Below are 19,711 nucleotides of genomic sequence, written 5' to 3'. Positions count from 1 at the left end.
CGCTGCCCTGACGCCCTCCGCCGAGATCACCCTGCACCTCGCCGCCTGCAACACGATCGTCGCGCTCCCCAGCGGGGAGCGTCACGTGGGCCACCACCGCCCTGGAACTGGCGGGATTCACCCGGCACCAGGACGAGGCCCACCGGCTGGGCCTCGACAACCACTCCCAAGCACGCGAGGCGCTCACCCAGCTCCACCAGACGGCCCGCGACTGCCAGACCAAGGTCATCACCAGTGAGCGTCCCTATCTCGGCAACATCGCTCACGTCGTCGCCGAGGGCCTTCCCGGCCAGTGGAGGTGGACATCGAGCACTACCCGGACGGCAACACCCCCACCCACCTGCTGGACTGGGTGTGGGAGGCCGGCCCCGTGCTGTCCCCCCGCTGGTGAAGTACCGCAACTCAGGTGCGGCGATCCTCCGCGACGGCAGCGGCACCGAACTCCTCCTGGCCGAACGCCCGTGGGACGGCCAGTACCTGGTCGCCACCATGTTTCCTTCCCCTGACCACCTCCACGTGATCGGCGCAGGGCAGGCCCTGGGCGCGGTGGTCCGCACCACCTCGGTCGCTTCGTCCCAGGGACCCTCCCGCCCCACCGTCTCCACCAGCACGCCGCCGAAACCGCCGACGGCTGCTGCCGCCACCGGGCGGACCCGCTGACCGTCCACCACTGCCGCCTTGCCGAGGCCACTGCCCGGGGTGCTAGCACCCCGCCCAGGTCACGCCGAACGCCCGGAACACACCGAACCACCCCTGATAGTAAGGAGATTCGCCCTCATATGGCCGTCCGAACGACGTGGAACATCGTCCACAGATGTGGACACGAAATCTCGCATGATCTTTCCAGCCGCCCCGCCGACCGGCGGGCCGGATTCGCCCGCTGGCTGGAGGGGCGCGACTGCACCGACTGCTGGAAGGCCACCCGCGACGAGGACGGCGCCGGCAAGGAAGAGTGGCTGGCCGCCAGGCGCGCGGAGGAACAGCAGGCCGCCACCGAGTGGGCCGAGAGGTTCGACATGCCGCCGCTCGAAGGACCCGAGAAGGCTCTCGCCTGGGGTGAGCGCTCCCGCCACCAGCTCGTCACGACTGCGTACAGCGCGCTGGTGACCGAAGGCAGCTGGGACGAGGCCGACTGGGCTGCCCTGGAGGACACGATCCGCACCGTCACCCGCGTTGGGTGGTGGATCGATCAGCGCGACGCCGAGGGCACTGACCTGCCCGAACTCCTGGATGCCGCCACCAGCGACGACACCGGAACCGAGAATCCGTTCCGGTAGACACGGCGTCTTATACCCGACGATCACCGGTTACCGAAACCGGGGATCGTCCGGATTCTTGTTCCTCCCACCGCCTCCCCTGCGCGTGATAGTGGAAGGAACCCCTGCTGTGCCCGATGCCGTTTTCCGCCATCTGCATGCCCCAGGTGACGTCGTCACCCCCGAACGGGACATCACCCACCAGCACTTCCGGCCCGGCGACCAGGTCGTCATCCTCAAGGGCACCTCCGGCAGCGAGCTGTGGGGAGACGCCTACAAGGTCGTCACGCCCTCGTGGCATACGCCGACCGACGAGGATGGGTGGCGGCTGTACGACCCGGCAGGCGGCGAGCGCACGTACCTCACCGCTCACCCGCGCTACCTCGTCCATCTCTCCAGCCGCTGCCCGGACTGCCTCATCTACCAGCAGGCGCTGCGCACTTACCTGGTCCCTCGCCTGGCCGGCGCCGACGGGGATGTCGACTGCGGCTGGTACTCGGTCGACCACCTCAATCAGGTGGTGCACGTCGCCGACGCCCGAGGCGGGCGATGACCCCCAGCCCCGAGCGCAACGCGGCCCTGGCCTGCGCGGCTTCGATCGCCATCGAGACGGTCGCCGGTACCCAGTGGCCAATGCGCCTGGCCGAGGCCCTGCGTGATCTGGACGCGATGTGGCAGGAGTCAGCAGCCCGGCCGCCTCGACCTGCTCGCCAACCTCATCCGCCCGGACGACACATGGACCATGCAGCCCCACCGGTTGCTTCCGCTCCTGGCAGCCGAGTGCCGACGTATCGAGGCCGAGCTGGACCTCCGTTCTCGCCTCCTCGGCCCTGATCCTGGGCAGACCGCCCGCTTCTCGGAGCGCTCCACCGCGGCGGGCAACGGCACTTCACCAGGTGCTGCCGACGCCACCACTCAACTCGCCGGACTGCTCCGCCAGCTCGCCGACGAGAACACCGGTCCGCTCGCGACCGTGCTGCGGCCTCGTTGAGCACGCAGCCCACCGTCTCGATCGCCTCCCGCACGCCTACGGCCCGGCCGCAGGACACCAACTGGAGCTGATCGCCCGCCGCTTGTACGGCGTCCAGCAGGACCTCGACGCGACCGCCGCCGCCCTGCCCCCTACCGCACGGCTGGTGCCCCTCTCGACCCGGATGACCGCCGCACCTCCCACGCCCGGCACCCGGCTGACCCACTGACCCGACAGAAAGAACAGCTTCTTGGCCTTTGCCGATCGCTTCCTGACCCTGGGGCGCGACGCGCACTCCGGAGAAGTCCTCGCCCGCGGCCGCGATCCGGAAGCCCACAGCCTCCTCCAACGCACCGGCTTTGTCCCCGTCGTCCACCTCCACGAGACCTATCACCGCCTGCCCATCGGTCTCGACATAGCCGAGGAGGAACGTCTCGCCACTCGCGCCGTGGCCCGGCTGCGCGCTGTGCGCTACCACGTCGACGCCGATGACGCCTTCGACACCGAGACGCGCGAGGCGCACTACCAGCCACTCGGCTCGCTGGTCGCCGACCTCGCCGAGCGGATCCGTGAAGCCACCACGAGCGGCGAGGTCGCCGACGCGCTGACCGAACTGACCGCCTCCCACGACGGAGTGCTCATCGCGCTGGGCGAAGTCCTCTCCGCGACCGCCGCCTTCTACCAGGGCCTGGGCCAGGCCCCGGATCCGCACACCGCGAAGCGGCTGCAGTACCTCGGCGAGCACCGGCTCGGTGTCATCCGGTCCGACCTCACCCACATGCGCAACGACCTCGCCGACCGGCACCAGAACCACCCCCAGCGCCGCGCGTGCACCGCCGACGTCGGGCCGGACGAACACGAAACCTCCGCCATCTGCGCCTGTCCTGCACCCCCGCCACGCCTGACCACCAGCCCCGCCGCCGCACCCACCGCAGCAGTCCCGGCAAACAGGCGGCGCTGACCCCCGCCCCCTATTCCCTTCGAGGAGACCATGCACGACCCCACCCCCGACACCCGTCTCGGCCCGTTCGCTGCCGTCCTCGCCGGCGAACTGCCCGGCGCCTGGACCAGCACGTACCACCCGGACCGCCGCGGCAACAACGACCACGACGCCCTCACCGACCACGTGTGGGACATGAACAACGTCGCCGACACCCTGGCCAAGCACACCGTGCACCACTGCGCCGTGCTGACCCGCGACGACGGCAGCCGACTGTTCGTCGCGGACCCGCTCGGGCACGGCGAGGGCTACCTGATCGCCGCTATGGCCCCCACCGACGCACCGGCCGAAGCGTTCCGTGGCGTCCGCGAGCCCGACGGAATCGCAGTGGACGCCGATCCGTTCAGCGCCGCCGAGGACATCCATTACGACCTGCTGCCCCGGTACGACAAGGCCCTCGCCCAGGTCCGCACCAACGCCGCCCGCCTCACGACGCCGCCGGCCGCCGAGCCGGAACACGTGGTGATGACCTGGTCCGGCGACGCCCTCATCGTCGACAAGCCCGACCGCGACGACATCGTCCAGGCCCTGACCGACTACGGCTTCGCCCTCGACGCGGAAAACGACGTCTTCGTCCTGTCCGGTGACGACTCCGCGCACCAGGCCGCGTCCGTACGAGCCGCCGGCCACCGCTTGTCCGAGCTGGGCGTCGGCGTCGTCCTACGTAATCCGCCCGCCCGGCCCGCCCTCGGCACCACCGCGGTAGCGCCTCCGAGCCCGCCGGTCACCTCTCCGCACCGGGGCCGGTGACTCTCGCACACGGGGACGAGCCGACGTTCCTCGTCCTGGATTACGTGACCATCACCCGGGACCCGAAGACCGCGCTGGTCGTTGCCATCGGGGGCGACCAGCGCGCGGCCGGCCTCCTGCAGACCGCCGGCGGCTTCCGTTCCGCCCCAGGCCCACGAGGCGACTACCACCGCCTGCCGCACGCCCTGCCCGTCGGGGAGCAGCGTCAGGGTGCCACCGCCGCAGCCCTTGCCCTGCTTCTGGCTGGGTACAGCGTCCATCTCGACCCCACGCTCAACACCCTGGCCACCCAGGGCAGCGACCGGCAAGCCGCCCACCGCCATCTCGAACAGCTCACCTCACTCGGCCGGGATGCCGACAATGACCGGCAGGTCGCGGCGGTCCTGACCGAGTCCGCGGCACCCGACGACGGCCTGCTACCCCGCCTTGCGCAGTCGCTGCTTGCGACCTGGGCTTCGTGGGGCCGGCGTCTCAAGAACACCGGCCGTGACCCGCAGGTGACGATGCAGCTGGGGGCCATCGTCAACAAACTGTCCACCCTCACCTGGCAGATCGAGCAGGTCCGCAACGACGTCGACCGGACCGGCCCCGCACCACAGCCCCACCACCGCCCAGTGTCCACAGCGCCCTCGCCACTGGCTGCGCCCGCCGTTCGACAGCGCTGACCCGATCCCAGAACAGGAGCATGCCGTACGTGGGAAACCGCGCCGACGACGAAGGCACCGACATCGAGATCTACATCAGACCGCTGACCGACACGGTCCACACCGACACCCCCACCGATGCGCCCGAGGAACTCCTGGCCCTGCTCGACAGCCTCGGCTTCGAACGCAAGACGGCGGCGACGGCCGGGCCCGTCTATGTCTGGCACGAGGTCCCCGACCGCCTCACCGAGGCTGCGAAGAAGAGGCTCGCCACCAGCGCGTTTCCTCGCTGCTCGTGGCCGGATACCTGGTCAACATCACCAACGCCGTCTGGGACGCCGCCGCCTATCAGGAGGCCGCAGAGGCAGTGCGCCGCCAGCCCGGCGCCGCAGCCGCGCCGCACACCGCGACCGCCTCCGTCGTCCGGGCCCACGGCAGTCCGGCGACACCTCGTCGGCGGTGAGCCACGCTCGAAGGGAGTCCCGCTCGTGAGCCTGGCGGACGAGCACGATGTCGACGTTGAGTTCTATCACCGCGACGGAACGATCTACGTCGATACCCGCACCAGCGCCCCGGAGCAGCTGCTCGTCCTGCTCGACGGCCTCGGGCTCGAACGCCACGGCGGCGAGGGCGAGATCTGGCATCAAGTCCCCGACCAGATGGACGAGATCGCCATGAAGGACATGGCCGATCGGGCTACGTGGCTGCTGGCCCGCCACGGCTTCCAGGTCTCCATTGATACGGGCCTCTTCGGCGGCACCGCCTACCGCGCCGCCCTCGCCGCATCCTCAGCACACCGGCCGGCACCCGCGCCCGCAGCGCCTGCCCCGAGCGCGTCGCGCCCTCGTCGTACGCGCTGACCACCCACCGCGCCGACCCCGCACGGGGGGCGGCCCAGCCCTCACCTGGAGTACCTGTCACCCGCGAAACCGACCGCATCCCACCGCCCATCGCAGCCGACCGCAAGCCGCGCCTGGTCACCGCCCTCTTCCGCCGCTACCTGCATGGCGTCGCCGCCGGCAGTCGCACACGGACCAACCTGCTGGCTGGCGGGCACCCCGAAGCGGCCCTCGACGAAGCCCGTCGCCGGGACATGTTCCCTCTCGTCGACAGCCACCAGATCCGCCAACACAACTAGCAGCCCGACCTGGCCCGTTCAGGAGGCCCATGACCAACCCCCCGCCGCCCCTCACCTCGGTACGGCTCGCTGACGACATCGCACGCCAGCTCAGCCAGCTCACGCAGCTCTTGGCCCAGTCGCCGCCGCACGAGGCCGCCCAGATTCTCGGCAAGGTCCTCGACTACGACGAGGGTCTGCTCGGACGAGTCACCGACCTGGTCGCCACCGGATCACGCTTCGCCCAGGACCACTCCCAGCGCGGCATCCTGCACCCCGAGGTGTGGCTGGCCCTGGGCCGCGCGGCCAACGAACTCGACAGCGTGGGCGAGGATCTCAACGAGCACACCGGCACGATCGAACAGCTCGCCACGCCCGCCACCCCGTCCACCAGCCCTGCTGCGCGGCCCGCCGGATCGGCGATGGTCGTCAGGCGGCACCGGTGAGACAGAACAAGCAGTGGTCCGGCTGGGGCGCCGCCGGTCAGCAGGCCCAGCAGCACTACCTCGTCGAGCCCCGCTATCTCGCCGGCGGCGGCGACCTGCGCCACGTCACCGAGTACCTGCGCGCCTCCGGGTGGAAGGACAAGTCCAAGAGCGGAGGCCCCCTCGTCTTCGACAGCCCGGACAAGTCCGTGCGCATCGGATACGACCCGTTCACTCAGCCCGGCGGCTGGACCATCAGCGGGAAGCAGACCGCGCACCAGGAGGCATGGCACGCCACCTTCGGCCGGCAGACGCCCGTCGAAATCGTCGCCGGTATTACCGACGCCCTGTTCAAGGAGCGCAAGGCGCACGCCCCCAACGTTTGGGAGCCCCTGCAGCAACAGGGCTGGGAGACCGAGCGAGGCCAGCACTTCACCGCCCGCAGCCCGGACGGCGATGCCTTCGTCCGCTTCCACCAGTCCGGCCCCGGCCAGGCACACTGGTGGGCCGGTGCTCGCAACGAACACGGCCGTGTGTGGGAGGCGATGTTCACGCCGACCACGCCGATGCATCTGGTGCAGGCATTCAGCACGGCGCTCGCGGACCCGAAGCCCGTGCTGCGGCTCCTCGGCCACGTTCCGCCCTCCCAGCGGATCCGCACCACCTCCGTGTCCGTCCTGCCGTCCCAGCTCAGCGCCTGGCAGCAGGCCCGGATCACCGCCGCCGGAGCGGCCACACGGGCCCGCAACTCCTTCGCCACCAACCGGGCCCCCACCTCTCCCGGCGCCCGCCCGTACACCGGGCAGTCGGGCTGGGCCCGGTGAGTCACAAACGCTTCTGCTCCCGCGTCAACGGTCCCACCATCACCAGGTCAACCGCACCCGGTGGCTGGACGAGGTCATGCCACGGCACATGACCGAGTACCTGCTCGCCGCCGGCTGGAGCAACCGCTCGGTGCCCGGGTATCCCCACGTCTTGTTGGAGATCCCCGACCAGCAACGCCGTCTCACCCTGGAGCTGCGTCTCGCCGGAGCAGCTTCAGCTGATGCACCGGCAGCGGCTCGATGATGCCCCGCGCACCATGCCGCCTCAGTCGTCCCCGGCCGGCCGATCCTCGTCCCCCGGGGCCGGCACATCGAAGGAAGCGCCGCCTGCCGGGCAACGACCCGGCCCGACCACCTCACCACCCGTTTCACGCAAGGACGTTGATGCCCAACCCCTCGCCCCCCAGCTCCGACCAGATCGCGCAGGCGACAGCAACCCTGACCCAGCTCAAGGACTATCTGCGCACCAACCCGCCAGTACCCGACGTACTGCCGCTACTTGCTCGCCTCCTCGACGAGGACACCGGCGTCCCCATCCTGCTCGGCGACGTCCTGCGCACCGCCACGCGCCTCGTCTCCCACCAGGCCACCATCCCCAAGACGGACGAGATCCGCCTGATCATCGACGGGCTCCGGGACGCCGCCCAGGAGGCCACGGACTGGCACACCCTGCACTGGGACATGCAGCGCCTGAGCGGCCACGCGTTCGCGCCCGCAGGTCCGCCGACGACGCCGTGACCCGCCCCTCCACCTTCAGCAAGGCCGACGACCCCTGGTCTCGTATCTGGTTCGACACCAGTCCCCGTCACCTCGCCGGGCCAGGCGACCCGCGCCATGTCACCCAGGCGCTGCGGGCCGGCGGCTGGAAGAACTACGCCGACCCTGACTATCCCCATATCGTCCTGGCCAGCCCCGACTTCCGGCACACGCTCGTGCTCGAGCCCGCTGCGGACACGTACTCCGCCTGGTGGCGGATCTCCTCACAGCGCTGGCACGCGTCTTTCGGCGGCAACACGCCCGCCGAGATCATCGCCGGGTTCACCGACGCCCTCCTGCTGCCCGCGCCGGTCGCGGAGCCGGACGTGTGGCCGACGCTGCAAGCAGCGGGCTGGACCTACGAGCGCGACGAGCGGGGCAATGAGAGCGCGCGTCATCCGGACGGCATCACCACCATGGAGCGGCGGGCAACGCTGACGAGCGACTACTTCAGCTGGAGCGCCGAAGTCGCGCTCCCCACCGGTCTCGGCGGCCACCAGCGGCTGTGGCACGCGTACTTCGACGACCGCACGCCCCGCCACCTGCTCGCCGCCTTCGCTACCGCCCTCACCGACCCCGCGCCCGTGCCGCGCGGCCACTACGACGTCCCGCTCTCCCACCTGGTCACCCAGGTGGAACGCGGCGCCCAGGGCGAGCAGCTGGCCGCCGCCCACGACGCGCGCCTGAAAGCCATCCGGGCCGCCGCCCGCAAGGCCCGCCGCAGCAGTGCGCCGACCACGCACCCCGCGCCGGCACCCCCCACCGAGACGGCTGCTGCTGCGGCCCGGGGCCGCTGAACCACGCGGCGCGGCCCCGGCCGCACCGCACCCCCATCAGAACCGCATGCCCAAAGGCCCCTCTTGACCATGTCACTCGAACCCGCGAGCCCGACGCATTGCCTCTATCTAAGCCAACTCGCCATCTACCTGCGGGAAAGCAGGCAGATCCTCGCCGCCTGGGACGCCTACTCCGACCAGCACTCCGACCCCGACACGCACCAGCCCTACGACGAGGACGCCTACGGCCTGCGCCAGCGCCAGCGCCAGCGCGACTCCGACACTTGGGTCTCCTTCGGCCGGGTATATGACCACGCCGACGAACTGGTGCACGTCGCCGAACAGCAGCTCGCCCAGCTGCCCGCCTCCGCCCTGACCCGGCGCTACGCCTGGCAGGTGCGAGAACTGCGCGACAGCACCAAGGGGCTGTACGCCGTCCACGACGACTGGCTCGCCGTGCGCCGCGCACTGCCCGCGAGTGCCCGGCCCGGGACCGAGGCGTTCGATGAACCGCTCGCCGAAAGCTACGCGGAAGCCTGGCACTACCTCGACCATTGGGCGATCCACGGCCAGGCGCTCTTCGCCATCAACGCGCTGGCGCAGAAGCGAGCGAAGGCATCCGCGCCAGCACTGGTCACGGCGCCGCCCGTGCCCAAGGCCGCCGCAGCGTCGTCTGCGGCCCGGCGGTGGTGCGTGTGAGCGACACCGTCGAGCAGGCGCTCATCACCCCGCGCTATCTCGCGGCCGGGGTGGATCACCGTGCCGCTGCATCGCGCCGCTGGCTGGAGCTACGGACACGACCCGCTGATGCCGCGCGTCCTGCTCGCCAGCCCGGACCAGCTCATCCAGCTGCGTCTGGACCCCGACCCGGACGATCCGGGCTGGTGGACCATTCGGCACGCGTGTACCGCGGATCACCCCGGCTGGACGGCCACCTTCGAAGCCCGCGCCCCCCGTGGAGATCATCGCCGCCTTCACCGACGCCCTGACCGATCCATCCGGCCCGCCCACCGCAGCGCCCGATCCCTGCGCCCCGCTGCGGGACGCCGGCTGGCACACGCCCCCCCACCTCGGCAGCCTCGTCTCACCCGACAACATCGTGCACGTCTGGCGGATCGGTGCCCCTGGCCGGGATCTGTGGAGCATCGAGACCGCGGTGATCCAGGACCCGACGATCTGGCGGGCCGTGTTCACCAACACCACCCCCTTGCATCTGATCGCCGCCGTGACGCAGTCGCTCGCCGACCGGACGCCCATCCTCCGCGATCCGAGCCGGATCCCGGGCTTGGCCCGCGACCGCATGACCGTGCACACCCATCACCTCCCCGCGCCGGACATCGCCTTCGCCCTGGAGCGACGCGTCAGCACCCTCGCCGCCCGGCACCGCCCATCGACCACTCCCCCACCCCCGCCACACGGCCCTTCGCCGCGCCACACCCGCTGACCGGACCCGCCCGCGCCGCGCTCCTCACCCACGTACCTGGAACAGCCCTTGCCTCAGCCCTCCTCCACCTCGTCCACCGACGGCTACGACATAGCCTTCCGCGTCCTGGGCGTCGTCCTCGCCATCGCCGTCCCCCTGTCGAACCTGGCGTGGCTGGGCGGCAACCTCACCTCCTGGGCCACCGACACCGGTCCCCATGCGCCCTATCAGCCAGTACAGGCCCTGCTCCATCCCGACCAGCTGTGGCCCCGCCTCGGCGACATGTCCCTGCTGCTGGGCACCCGCATCCTGCCCGGCGCCGTGCTACTCGCACTCGGGATCGCGGCCGCCGTGCTGTACAAGCGGCACAAGGACGGCAAAGGCGGACGCAGGAAGCGCGTCGCCGGGATGGCCAAGCAGCGGGACATCGAGCCGCTGCTGTCCAAGGCCATCACCGCCAAGGCAAGATCATTGCGCCCAAGTCTGAAGGACGCCAAGCGCCTCGAACCGGCCGACACCGGCATCCTGCTCGGCAATCTCCAGGGCACGAAGCACGAAGTGCGCATGGGATACGAGGACGTCGCCGTCGCGATCATGGCGCCGCGGTCCGGCAAGACCACGTCGCTGGCGATCCCCTCCATCCTCAACGCGCCCGGCCCGGTCCTGCTCACCTCCAACAAGGCCGCGGGCGACGCCTACACGGCCACGCTCGACGCGCGGGCTGCCGTCGGCCGGACCTGGTCGATGGACCCGCAGCAGATCGCCCACGCCGAACGGGCCATGTGGTGGAACCCCCTGTCCGACGCCAAGACCCTCGACGGCGCCGGCCGCCTCGCCGGCCACTTCCTCGCCGCCTCGGTGGACGCCTCCCAGCAGGGCGACTTCTGGTCCAAGGCGGGATCCAACATCCTCTCGCAGCTGTTCCTGGCCGCCGCGCTCGCCGAGCGGCCGATCACCGACGTGATGCAGTGGCTGGCCTTCCCCGCCGACCGGACCCCGCTGGACATCCTGCGCGACCACGGGTTCGCCGCCGTCGCCGCGCAGTTGAAGGGCACCGTGGAGGGCCCGCCGGAGACCCGCGACGGGATCTACGAGACCGCCCGCCAGTACGCCGCCGCCCTCCTCAACAGCGAGATCGCCGCATGGGTGACACCGCAGAAGGACGTGGCGGAGTTCAAGCCGAGAGAGTTCGTTACCTCGAAGGACACGCTCTATCTTCTGTCGAAGGACGGCGGTGGCGGCGCCTCTGCCCTCATCGCCGCATGCGCGGACTCAGTCATGCGGGCCGCGACCGCCCAGGCCGAACGCGCCGGCGGACGCCTCGACCCACCCATGCTGGCGATCCTCGACGAGGCCGCCAACGTCTGCAAGATCAGCGATTTGCCGGACCTGTACTCCCACCTCGGCAGCCGCGGGATCATCCCCATCACGATCCTGCAGAGCTACCGCCAGGGCCAGAAAGTCTGGGGCGACGCCGGCATGGACGCAATGTGGTCCGCCTCCACGATCAAGGTCATCGGGTCCGGAATCGACGACCCGGACTTCGCCGACAAGCTGTCCCGCCTGATCGGTGACCACGACGTCGAGACCACTTCCACCTCGACCTCCGGATCCGGTAAGTCCACGTCCGTCAGCATGCGACAGGAACGAATCCTGGCCGCCGACGCCATCCGCGCCCTGCCCAAGGGCACCGCGCTCGCGTTCGCCACCGGCATGCGCGCGGCCATGCTCGACCTGCGCCCTTGGTATCTCGAGCCCGGCGCCGGCGAACTCTCGGCCGCCTCCGCCCGCGCGTCCAAGGGCATCACCGAACGCGCCGTCGCCAAGGCCGCCCCGAAGCAGACCGCCTTCGGCACCGCCGCCTAGTCCACGCCCCGCCTCTCCCACTCAACTCGCCCACGGAGGCGCCCATTCACACCTACGAGCCCGCCGACCTGGACAACATGGAGCCGCACGAAGCCGTGGATGCCGTGCTCGCCGACCTCCGCGACCACCGCGACCACCGGATCACTGGTGATGGAAGTTGCCTGTTCGCCGCCACCCGGCACATCGGCCTGCTCTGCTTCGGGTTGGCTTCTTGAGGCGGATCATCCTCGACTTGTTCGCCGGTCCCGGCGGCTGGAGCCACGCGCTCACCGTCCTCGGCGCGCGGGATGTGGGCCTGGAGTGGGATGAGTGGGCCTGCAAAACCCGTGCCCGGGCAGGTCAGTTGACGATCCGGACCGATGTCGCCGTCTATCCGGCTTGGATCTTCTCCGGCCGGATCCTCGGGCTGATCGCCTCCCCTCCCTGTCAGGCATGGAGCATGGCGGGCAAGCGTCTCGGCCTGGTTGACCAGCCCCTCGTTCACCAGGCCGTCGCCGACCTTGCCGCCGGACGCGACGCCCGCGAGCAGTTGCTCGGCGCGTGCGCGGACCAGCGCTCCCTTCTCGCTGCCGAGCCCATGCGCTACCTGCACGCCCTCAACAGCGTCGGCGAGCCGGAGTGGGTGCTCATGGAGGAAGTCCCCGACGTCCTGCCCCTGTGGCGGCAGTACGCGGCGATCCTGCGGGGCTGGGGATTCTCCGTATGGACCGGCATCCTCAACGCCGCCGACTACGGCGTCCCTCAGACGAGGAAGCGGGCGATCCTGCTCGCCTCCCGCACGCGCACCGCCGAACCTCCGCCGCCCACCCACGCGCAGTTGGCCGAACCGGAGTCGCTGTTCGGGCCCGGCCGCGCCCGCTGGGTATCCATGGCCGAAGCCCTGGGCTGGGGCGCCACCGACCGTCCTGTGCCCACCGTGTGCGCCGGCGGCGGGCCGGGAGGCGGCCCCGAACCCTTCCCCTCCGGCTCACGCAAGACCCTGACCGACGCCCGCGACCGCGGCACCTGGACACCACACCCCGACGCCGAACTCGTCCTGGCCTCACGCAGGGAAGGCTCCGACTGGGCCTCCCGGCCCGGTGAGAACCGCACCGCAGATGCTCCGGCATCCACGTTCACCGCCGAGGCGCACCGCTGGTCGTGGTCACTGCGCAGCAACAACCAGACCAACGCCACCGTGCGCCGGGCCGACGAGCCCGCCGACACCCTGTTCTTCGGCCACCAGGTCAACGAGTGCACCTGGGTCGCCGACACCGCCTCCGGCCTTCCGGACGACGAGCAGCGAGCGGCGCCGACCCCGATCAAGATCACCGCCCGGGAAGCGGGCGTGTTGCAAAGCTTCCCCGCCGACTACCCGTGGCAGGGCAACAAGGGTCAGACCTTCTCGCAGATCGGCAACGCCGTCCCCCCGCGTCTGGCAGCCCACCTGCTCGCCCCGCACCTGAACAAGCCCTTCAACCCCGACGACTTCACTCTCGCCGCCTGATGCCCCACACCCCCGAACCCGACGAGGACGACGACCTCGACCGCACACCGGCGCCGAAGCCGGTCCACTACGCCGAGCAGGCCCTGCTCGGCGCTCTCCTCCTGGAACCTGCGCGTCTAGCCGACACCGAGCCGCTGATCGCTCACCACTTCGACAGCCACACCCACGCCGCCCTGTTCACCGCGATCCGCACACTCCCGCCGCCCAACCCGGCCGACCACGCCAAGGACGCCGCCTGGCTCAACGCAGTTCTGGACCATGCGCGTCCGCACGCTCCCGGCCTGAACGCCTCCTACCTTCACACCCTCATCCAGTTCTGCCCGCTGCCCAAGCACGCGGCGGCGTACGCCCGGATGATCCGCGCCGACAATGCCCGCAGAGTTCTGCGCGCCCACGCCGAGCGTCTCGCGTCCACCGCAACGGACCCTGGCGTGCCCCACCCGGCTGCCTCGACACTCGGCATGGCCGACGACATCGGCCGCGTCCTGGACGCCCTCGCCGCACAATTCGCCCCGCACCCCGGCTCCTTCCCCCGCACTCCACTCCCTGCGGATGTCCCACAGCCGGCGGGCGAGGAGGACCTCGACGAAGAACGCCTCCTCCTGGCGACCGCCACCGCCTACCCGGCGGAGGTGCAGCACATGCGGTGGCTGACCGAGGCGGACTTCCTGCTGCCGCTGCACGCCGTGCTCTGGCAGTCCATCACCTCGCTGGTCCACCGCGGCGACATGGTCGACCCCATCACCGTCCTCGGCGAGGCCCAGCACCGCGGCCTGCTCACCGGCACCCTGACACCCGAGGACCTGATGGCCCTGGTCTCCACGCCCGCCGGCTCCCCCGAGTACTGGGGCGAGAAGATCCTCCAACGCGCTCTCCTCGCCCGCGCCCAGACGGTCGCCGCACGGATCACCGCCTACACCGACGACCTGGCCAACACCCCCCACCAGCTCGTCACCGGCAGCCGCCGCGCCCTGGCCGACCTCAACTCCCTGCGTACCCGCTGGATGCGCGCCACAGCACCCTCGCCCGCTCCCGCCGAAAGCCAGCCGGCACGCCGCGGGCAACCACCCCACGCAACCGGCCCTCCGCCCCAGCCCGCACTACTCAGCCCGCGCGCCCACCGATGACCACGATCGGGCCCGGCCGTCCGCCGGCCAGGCCCGGACCCGAAACGAGACCGTCTTCCATGCCCGGCATTCCTCCCGACGCCACCGTCCGCCTCGACGCCCACGTCTTCCTCAATGTCCATCCCGCCCCACCGCCGTCGTCGCACGCTTGACCGACAGGCACAGCCGCACCGCCCAGGCCCTCCTGTCCGCCCGCGGCTTCGACTCTCTCGACGAGCGCACCATGGTCCTGGCCCGGATCGATCGCGAGGAGCCGAACTGGGCCGGGAAGGCCACCCACGCTCTGCACGCCGAAGGCATCACCGCAGAGATCAGGCCCGGCTTGCGGGAAGCCATCGACGAGGAATGGACATGGGTCAACCACCCCACGTCCGGCCTCAGTCGTGGCGAGATCCACGAGTGTTCCAACCAAGCGCAGAAGATCCCCGATGCCATCCGCGACGGTCGGCTGGTCCCGCATGCCCACGCCCACGCAGAGACCGGCTGGGACACCGTGGCCGTCGGCACCTGCCGTGACACCGGCAAGAGCGTCCACCTGCACGGCGAGAACCACTTGCGTCACGTCACCGGTGCCTTCGCCCCACCGGCCCAAGTCCTCATCGCCCACGCCCGCACCAGCCTCACCCCGCCCGACACGGCCCCGACCGACACCGGTGCGCCGTTGGTCGAGCAGGTAGCGACTACGCCGCCGACCCGGCGACCACGAAGCCGTCTTCAACATCTTCCTCAACCACAACGGCGACTGGGAGAAGTACCGGACTCGGTCGGACGAGACGACCCACGCCATCCACGAGTCCCAGATCCTGCGCATCGAGAGCGTCCACGAAACCCACGCCACCGAAACAGCGTGGACCGTAGCCGCCTACGAGACACCCGCGTCCGACCGCATGTGGGTCTCACCGCGACCGGCGCCACCCCCCGCCCAAATGTTGGAGGAACTGCTGAATCACATCGCCGAGGCGACGGCTGGGACGCGGCCATCGGCGCCCCGGTGGACGAGAAGATGGTCACCGCAGCCACACAGCCCCTCTCCGACGCCGGGTGGAAGCACAACGTGGACGGGCGATGGATCCGCTGGACGTCCCCCACCGGGGACGCGGACCTCCAGTTCGACGCCTTCACCACCCAGCACCCGAGCCAGAACCTGGCCACCTGGACCGCCTGGGCTGGCCCGCCCCGGACAGGCCCACGACCCTCAGCGGGTCCCCCCACACCCCGAGTTCGCTGCTGGCAGACCTTCTCTCAGACCCTCGCCCACCGGAACTCGCCGGCCGCAGACCGCGGACGCCGCACGTAGGACGAATCTCGTCGCCAGTCCGTCAGCCGCTCCGGCGGGAACGGCCGGCCCCGCTGCCAGCCGTTCCCGCTGATCAACGGCAAGCGGGACAACATAGCGCGGGATCGCCGGCTAGCCACACCGGCGATCCGGCGCAGCATTGATAGTCCACCGCCACGCCCTACTCGCACGTCGAAAGGCACCACTTCACGGCCACAGAGCAGCCAGACGTTCACGCCGCCGCGTAGCCGGCCCGGAACTGATCCTGCGCCCGCTCCACGTCTCGCGGCGTACGAAGCTGCACCTCCAGATCACCCGTCCCGTGGGGTGTCGTCTTGAGCGCCCAAGTGGTGGGGGTCCTTCTGACGGAACCCGATGACGACTTTGTGCCGTCGTCCAGCGCCGCGTCGAAGGACCACACCTCGTTGGGGTCGGGGTTACCGCCGTCGCAGCGGCCTTCCTCCCGCACTTCGACCTGGTGCGGGTTGGTCCCGAGTTTCTCGAAGTCCTCGGGCTGGTCCATGAGTCGTGCTCGTGTCTTCTTCCGTCTTTCCATTTCCGTTCGGTTGGCGGACAGCAGGCGCCGACCGCATCTTCGGTATCTCTGAAGTTCGCTGTGACGGGGGCGGGCCTGCAGGTCACCCGCTCGCCCTGGTGAAAGGGCGCGAGGTCGTGGACCGTGAGCCGCGTCAGCTGCTGGGCAACAACGGAGTTCTCCAGAGCGGTCAAGGCACTCGCAGGGAGACGACGCGTCGTCGAATGCCACCGCAAACCGATGACCTCCCGCGACGCCCATTTTGACATCTGGTTCAACGATACACTTATGAATGTGTCAAACGTCAGTGATCATTCACCACGATCGATACCCGAGGACCTGGTGCAGGCAGCGCTGCGCGCGTCGCGCGCCCGGGGCATCCCGGTCGCCGAAGTTCCCCTGATCGCCGTGGCAGAGGAGGCGCACATGTCACGTAGCACGTTGCTGCGCCACTTGGGGGGAACCCGCCACGCCCTGGATGAGGCAGTGCGTGCCGCTGGAGTGAACCCCGGAGGGCGAAAGCCGGTCCGCGAGCGCGCGGTGGAGGCTGCAGCCGACCTCATCAGCGAGCGCGGGCTCGCGTCGGTCACGCTGGAGCGGGTGGCGTACGGCGCCCTGTGCTCCGTGCCCAGCCTGTACGTGGCGTTCGGCGGTCGAGATGGGTTGCTGCAGGCCGTCTACGAGCGCTACAGCCTGGTCCTGGACGACGTCGAAGCCTTCCTCGCGGGTCCGCGCGAGGGCCTGCCTCAAACGGTTCGCAAGATCTACCGCCTGCTGATCGACACCCTCAACCGCGAGCCGCGGGTTCTGCCGGCCATGCTCGCCGATGTCCTGTCACGTCCCGACGACCCGGTTGTCCAATCGATCTATCAGCACGCCTTCGCCCGCATGATCAACGGCGTGGGGCAGTGGCTCACCAGCGAAATCGCCACTGGTCGCATCCGCGACCTTCCCCCGCTGCTCCTCGCCCAGCAGATGACCGGCCCCGTTCTCACTCACTTCCTCATGCGCCCTGCTGCCGCGAACCTGACCGACGCGGCCCTGCCCACATCCACGGAGGCCATCGAGGTCTTCACACAGAGCTTCCTGCACGCCGTAGCCCCGGTCCCCGGTCATGACGGGACCTGATGCTCACGTCGCATGGAGACAGGCTGTCGTACTGCCGCGAGCCTTGTCGGCGGGGCCCTCGGGCGCGTTTCGGGTCTCGCCGGGGCATGAAGTCGGCGGCATCGCGCCACCAGTTCCCCGCATCCCCCGCGTCCGGTAGCTCGCTCGGCGACCAGCCGGGACGGGTGCCCGAAGGGTCCGTCGTCACTCTGCACGCTGCACGATGCGGACGGTGCTGTCTGAATGTGGTGATGACTACCGGGCCGACGACCTGGGCTGTTGTCCCACAACGGCCGTCGATTCAGCGGCGTATGAGGCAGGGGTACGCCCAGCGCCAACGATTCGAGGAGACCGGATCGCCTGCGCACCCCGCCGGCAGCGGCTGCGCTGCTCGCCGGGACGTTTGGGTAGTCTCGATAGTTCTTGCCCCTGCGCCAGTGAGCAGGTGGGAGTTATCCGTTCAGCAGCGCGATGGTGACGTCTGCGCGCTGTCCAGCGGTGAGTTGCGCGCGGGAATGCCCAGGGACTGGGAAGCGGTCGCACCACCGCGACTCGTCGGTGTCGGCTCGCGGCTTCGGCACTCGATCCGGCCCAGGAGGCTGGCGTAGGGATGCCGTCCGCGATGGCCGAAGCCTCCTTCGACCTGAACGGTTCCTCTGCACAGCACTGGCTGCACCGGGCGTGCGCCGCGCCGGAGTCGTCCGACGCGTGGTCGTCCACGATGTACACCTGCCGACGGCAGCATGCCGCTGTCGGGTTGACGCAGCTCCTGGCTCGTACCTCGGACGCCGTCGTCGTACTGACCAGCAACCCCGTCCGGGTTCTTGCCGGTGTTCACCGGGGCTTCCGCGGCGCGCTGCCCCCGTCACGTCGAGCTGGCCCCGCTGCACCGCCGCGAGGGCTTCGCCCGTGCTCTCGCGGGCGGCCATCGGTCGCGCTCGGCGGCGAAATCGGCGATGGCCTGGGATGGTTTGTTCCGGTCACCCTCGTCGACAACCCGACTGAGGATTGCCGGTTCGTCGTGGAGGAGCCCTCCGCCCCATTTCTTCTGCCGTCGACGTGGAGGGACGGGGAAGACAGCATCCAGCGCCAACGACACCCCCGTACGGCCTCGGCGCCTCCCTCTGGGTAAGGAGTCCGGCATCGGCGCTGAGAATTCTTCCGACGACTCCCGAAAGCTCAGGGACGGCCGGTGACTGCGCACGTAGGTCGGCAGCGGCTGGGCTGGCACGCAAGACGGAGATCGGCATCGTCACCGTGACCACGGTGTGGATCGCCCGCGTGTACCACCTGTTCTGCACACATCCCCAACACCTGCCCACCGCTTCGCGTGCGAGCCGCTTCGACCCGGCCTTGAGCTCCAAGGCACAGCTGGCCGCCGCCCTCGGGGCGCGACTTGAAGCTTCCTCAATCAGCCTGCGTGGTCACCGCCGTCTCCGTCGGGCCGCGGTCCTGGGCCGCCCGGGGCGGGAAGGGCGACGGCGCGCAGGAAGGCTTCAGCGAAGGTGTCGCACACCTCCTCGATGGGCGGGGCCGGCAGGTCGGGGACCTGTTGCGTGGCCGGCCGGAGGAGGAGGTGCATGACCAGGGGGCTCGACATCTGCTGGATGAGCAGCAGTGGTGGCAGGTCGCGGATGCGGCCTGCCGCGATTTCGGCGGTGAGCCACTTTCCGACGCCCGCGAACAGGCGGGGGAAGATGTACTGGACGAGGGGCTGGAGTGACTCATCCTGCGGGCGCGCCAGGAGTTCGGCGAGGATGGCCGGCATGACGCGGGGTTCGCGGCTGACAGCCGCTGCCATGAGCGCGTAGATCTGCCGGACCGTGCTTTCCAGGTCCGCCGGCTGTGATGCCACGACCGCCTCGACGTCCACGATCGGGCTGTAGCGCAGGAAGATGGCCTGGAGCATCTCGTCCCGGCCGCCGAACGCGGCGTAGAGGCTATGGACCGAGCACTGGGCCGCGGCGGCGACGCGTTCCAGGGACAGAGACGCCAGTCCCTGGCTGCTGATCAGTGCCGCTCCGGCTTCGATGGCGCGTTCGCGCACGGGCTTCTGCCCGCCCGGGTCGACGCCGACAGCTCGTACCGCTTCATCGAGAGCCTGTCGGCCGCCGCCGAGGCGGCGCAGCAGCGTGCTGCGGGAGATGCCTGCTTCCCCCGCGATGGCCTGGAGTGGCACATCAGCGACGGCCGATTTGCGGGCCTGGGCCACGCGCAGCGCGGCCTGCACCAGCTCGGAAGGAACAGAGGAGAGACGCTCACCATTTGACACACCATTCAATCTACCCTGTAATCGTGTATCAAGCCAGTGAATCGGAGACTGCCACGGCCGTGACACAGCCGCATCCCCGGCACACCACCGTGGTCTAAGGG

General features: G+C 70.1%; 23 protein-coding genes and 2 pseudogenes. 22 read left to right on the top strand and 3 right to left on the bottom strand.

From position 1 onward, the window contains the following. Positions 1-387: 387 nt before the first annotated feature. The 21 genes and pseudogenes from OG252_RS45260 (at position 388) to OG252_RS45160 (ending at position 14,420) form a co-directional block, all read left to right on the top strand. Positions 388-660: a hypothetical protein gene (locus OG252_RS45260; protein ID WP_329343673.1), complete on the top strand. Its 273-nt coding sequence runs from the start codon at positions 388-390 to the stop codon at positions 658-660. Between the two features lie 119 nt (positions 661-779). Then, positions 780-1,277, top strand: coding sequence for a hypothetical protein (locus OG252_RS45255; protein WP_329343671.1), 498 nt, complete (start codon positions 780-782; stop codon positions 1,275-1,277). Between the two features lie 109 nt (positions 1,278-1,386). Then, a complete protein-coding gene (locus tag OG252_RS45250) occupies positions 1,387-1,809 on the top strand; it encodes a hypothetical protein (protein ID WP_329343669.1) in 423 nt (140 codons plus the stop codon). A 102-nt stretch (positions 1,810-1,911) separates the two neighbouring features. Further along, positions 1,912-2,247 carry a hypothetical protein gene (locus OG252_RS45245; protein ID WP_329343667.1) on the top strand — a complete coding sequence of 112 codons (336 nt, stop codon included), beginning with the start codon at positions 1,912-1,914 and terminating at the stop codon, positions 2,245-2,247. Positions 2,248-2,329: 82 nt separating this feature from the next. Beyond that, entirely contained in the window at positions 2,330-2,455 is a 126-nt protein-coding gene (locus tag OG252_RS45240; RefSeq protein ID WP_329343665.1) for a hypothetical protein, read from the top strand. 21 nt (positions 2,456-2,476) lie between these two features. Then, positions 2,477-3,187, top strand: coding sequence for a hypothetical protein (locus tag OG252_RS45235; protein ID WP_329343663.1), 711 nt, complete (start codon positions 2,477-2,479; stop codon positions 3,185-3,187). 30 nt (positions 3,188-3,217) lie between these two features. Then, positions 3,218-3,976, top strand: coding sequence for a hypothetical protein (locus OG252_RS45230; RefSeq protein WP_329343661.1), 759 nt, complete (start codon positions 3,218-3,220; stop codon positions 3,974-3,976). Then, on the top strand, positions 3,973-4,641 hold the full coding sequence (locus OG252_RS45225) for a hypothetical protein (protein WP_329343660.1): 669 nt from the start codon (positions 3,973-3,975) through the stop codon (positions 4,639-4,641). Before OG252_RS45230 ends, OG252_RS45225 begins: the two co-directional genes overlap by 4 nt. 29 nt (positions 4,642-4,670) lie before the next feature. Then, positions 4,671-5,480, top strand: coding sequence for a hypothetical protein (locus tag OG252_RS45220; protein ID WP_329343658.1), 810 nt, complete (start codon positions 4,671-4,673; stop codon positions 5,478-5,480). Positions 5,481-5,787: 307 nt separating this feature from the next. Beyond that, complete coding sequence (locus OG252_RS45215; RefSeq protein WP_329343656.1) at positions 5,788-6,183, top strand: hypothetical protein; 396 nt, start codon at positions 5,788-5,790, stop codon at positions 6,181-6,183. Next, positions 6,180-6,986, top strand: coding sequence for a DUF317 domain-containing protein (locus OG252_RS45210; protein WP_329343654.1), 807 nt, complete (start codon positions 6,180-6,182; stop codon positions 6,984-6,986). The genes OG252_RS45215 and OG252_RS45210 overlap by 4 nt, the downstream gene beginning before the upstream one ends. A gap of 88 nt (positions 6,987-7,074) precedes the next feature. Continuing rightward, positions 7,075-7,230, top strand: coding sequence for a hypothetical protein (locus OG252_RS45205; protein ID WP_329343653.1), 156 nt, complete (start codon positions 7,075-7,077; stop codon positions 7,228-7,230). 140 nt (positions 7,231-7,370) lie between these two features. Beyond that, positions 7,371-7,724 (top strand): hypothetical protein, encoded by a 354-nt coding sequence (locus OG252_RS45200; RefSeq protein WP_329343651.1) that lies wholly within the window; start codon positions 7,371-7,373, stop codon positions 7,722-7,724. Next, the gene (locus OG252_RS45195) at positions 7,721-8,539 is read left to right on the top strand and encodes a DUF317 domain-containing protein (protein WP_329343649.1); all 819 of its coding nucleotides are present in this window, start codon (positions 7,721-7,723) and stop codon (positions 8,537-8,539) included. The genes OG252_RS45200 and OG252_RS45195 overlap by 4 nt, the downstream gene beginning before the upstream one ends. A gap of 69 nt (positions 8,540-8,608) precedes the next feature. After that, positions 8,609-9,217: a hypothetical protein gene (locus tag OG252_RS45190; protein WP_329343647.1), complete on the top strand. Its 609-nt coding sequence runs from the start codon at positions 8,609-8,611 to the stop codon at positions 9,215-9,217. Positions 9,218-9,325: 108 nt separating this feature from the next. Then, positions 9,326-9,415 (top strand): annotated as a pseudogene (locus OG252_RS45185) (DUF317 domain-containing protein); the annotation flags it as partial. A 58-nt stretch (positions 9,416-9,473) separates the two neighbouring features. Continuing rightward, positions 9,474-9,962: a DUF317 domain-containing protein gene (locus OG252_RS45180; protein ID WP_329343645.1), complete on the top strand. Its 489-nt coding sequence runs from the start codon at positions 9,474-9,476 to the stop codon at positions 9,960-9,962. A 48-nt stretch (positions 9,963-10,010) separates the two neighbouring features. Beyond that, the gene (locus OG252_RS45175) at positions 10,011-11,807 is read left to right on the top strand and encodes a type IV secretory system conjugative DNA transfer family protein (RefSeq protein WP_329343642.1); all 1,797 of its coding nucleotides are present in this window, start codon (positions 10,011-10,013) and stop codon (positions 11,805-11,807) included. A gap of 77 nt (positions 11,808-11,884) precedes the next feature. Further along, positions 11,885-12,022, top strand: coding sequence for a hypothetical protein (locus OG252_RS45170; RefSeq protein WP_329343640.1), 138 nt, complete (start codon positions 11,885-11,887; stop codon positions 12,020-12,022). 5 nt (positions 12,023-12,027) lie between these two features. Next, positions 12,028-13,293 (top strand): DNA cytosine methyltransferase, encoded by a 1,266-nt coding sequence (locus OG252_RS45165; protein ID WP_329345364.1) that lies wholly within the window; start codon positions 12,028-12,030, stop codon positions 13,291-13,293. Then, a complete protein-coding gene (locus OG252_RS45160; protein ID WP_329343638.1) occupies positions 13,293-14,420 on the top strand; it encodes a DnaB-like helicase N-terminal domain-containing protein in 1,128 nt (375 codons plus the stop codon). The genes OG252_RS45165 and OG252_RS45160 overlap by 1 nt, the downstream gene beginning before the upstream one ends. On the opposite strand, the gene OG252_RS45155 is transcribed toward OG252_RS45160, so the two are convergent. Then, positions 14,398-15,027, bottom strand: coding sequence for a hypothetical protein (locus OG252_RS45155; RefSeq protein ID WP_329343636.1), 630 nt, complete (start codon positions 15,025-15,027; stop codon positions 14,398-14,400). The two genes, OG252_RS45160 and OG252_RS45155, sit on opposite strands and share 23 nt — an antisense overlap. Positions 15,028-15,928: 901 nt before the next feature. Then, positions 15,929-16,021 (bottom strand): annotated as a pseudogene (locus OG252_RS45150) (transporter); the annotation flags it as partial. A gap of 450 nt (positions 16,022-16,471) precedes the next feature. Here OG252_RS45150 and OG252_RS45145 point away from each other — a divergent pair. Next, positions 16,472-17,359, top strand: a complete 888-nt coding sequence (locus OG252_RS45145) for a TetR/AcrR family transcriptional regulator (protein WP_329343634.1) — start codon at positions 16,472-16,474, stop codon at positions 17,357-17,359. A 1,390-nt stretch (positions 17,360-18,749) separates the two neighbouring features. On the opposite strand, the gene OG252_RS45140 is transcribed toward OG252_RS45145, so the two are convergent. Further along, positions 18,750-19,610 carry a TetR/AcrR family transcriptional regulator gene (locus OG252_RS45140; protein WP_329343632.1) on the bottom strand — a complete coding sequence of 287 codons (861 nt, stop codon included), beginning with the start codon at positions 19,608-19,610 and terminating at the stop codon, positions 18,750-18,752. Positions 19,611-19,711: the final 101 nt, after the last annotated feature.

Source organism: Streptomyces sp. NBC_01352 (assembly GCF_036237295.1).
Lineage (GTDB): Bacteria > Actinomycetota > Actinomycetes > Streptomycetales > Streptomycetaceae > Streptomyces > Streptomyces plumbiresistens.
Note: the sequence above shows the minus strand (reverse complement) of the source record. Positions and strands in the feature narration are given on the sequence as shown.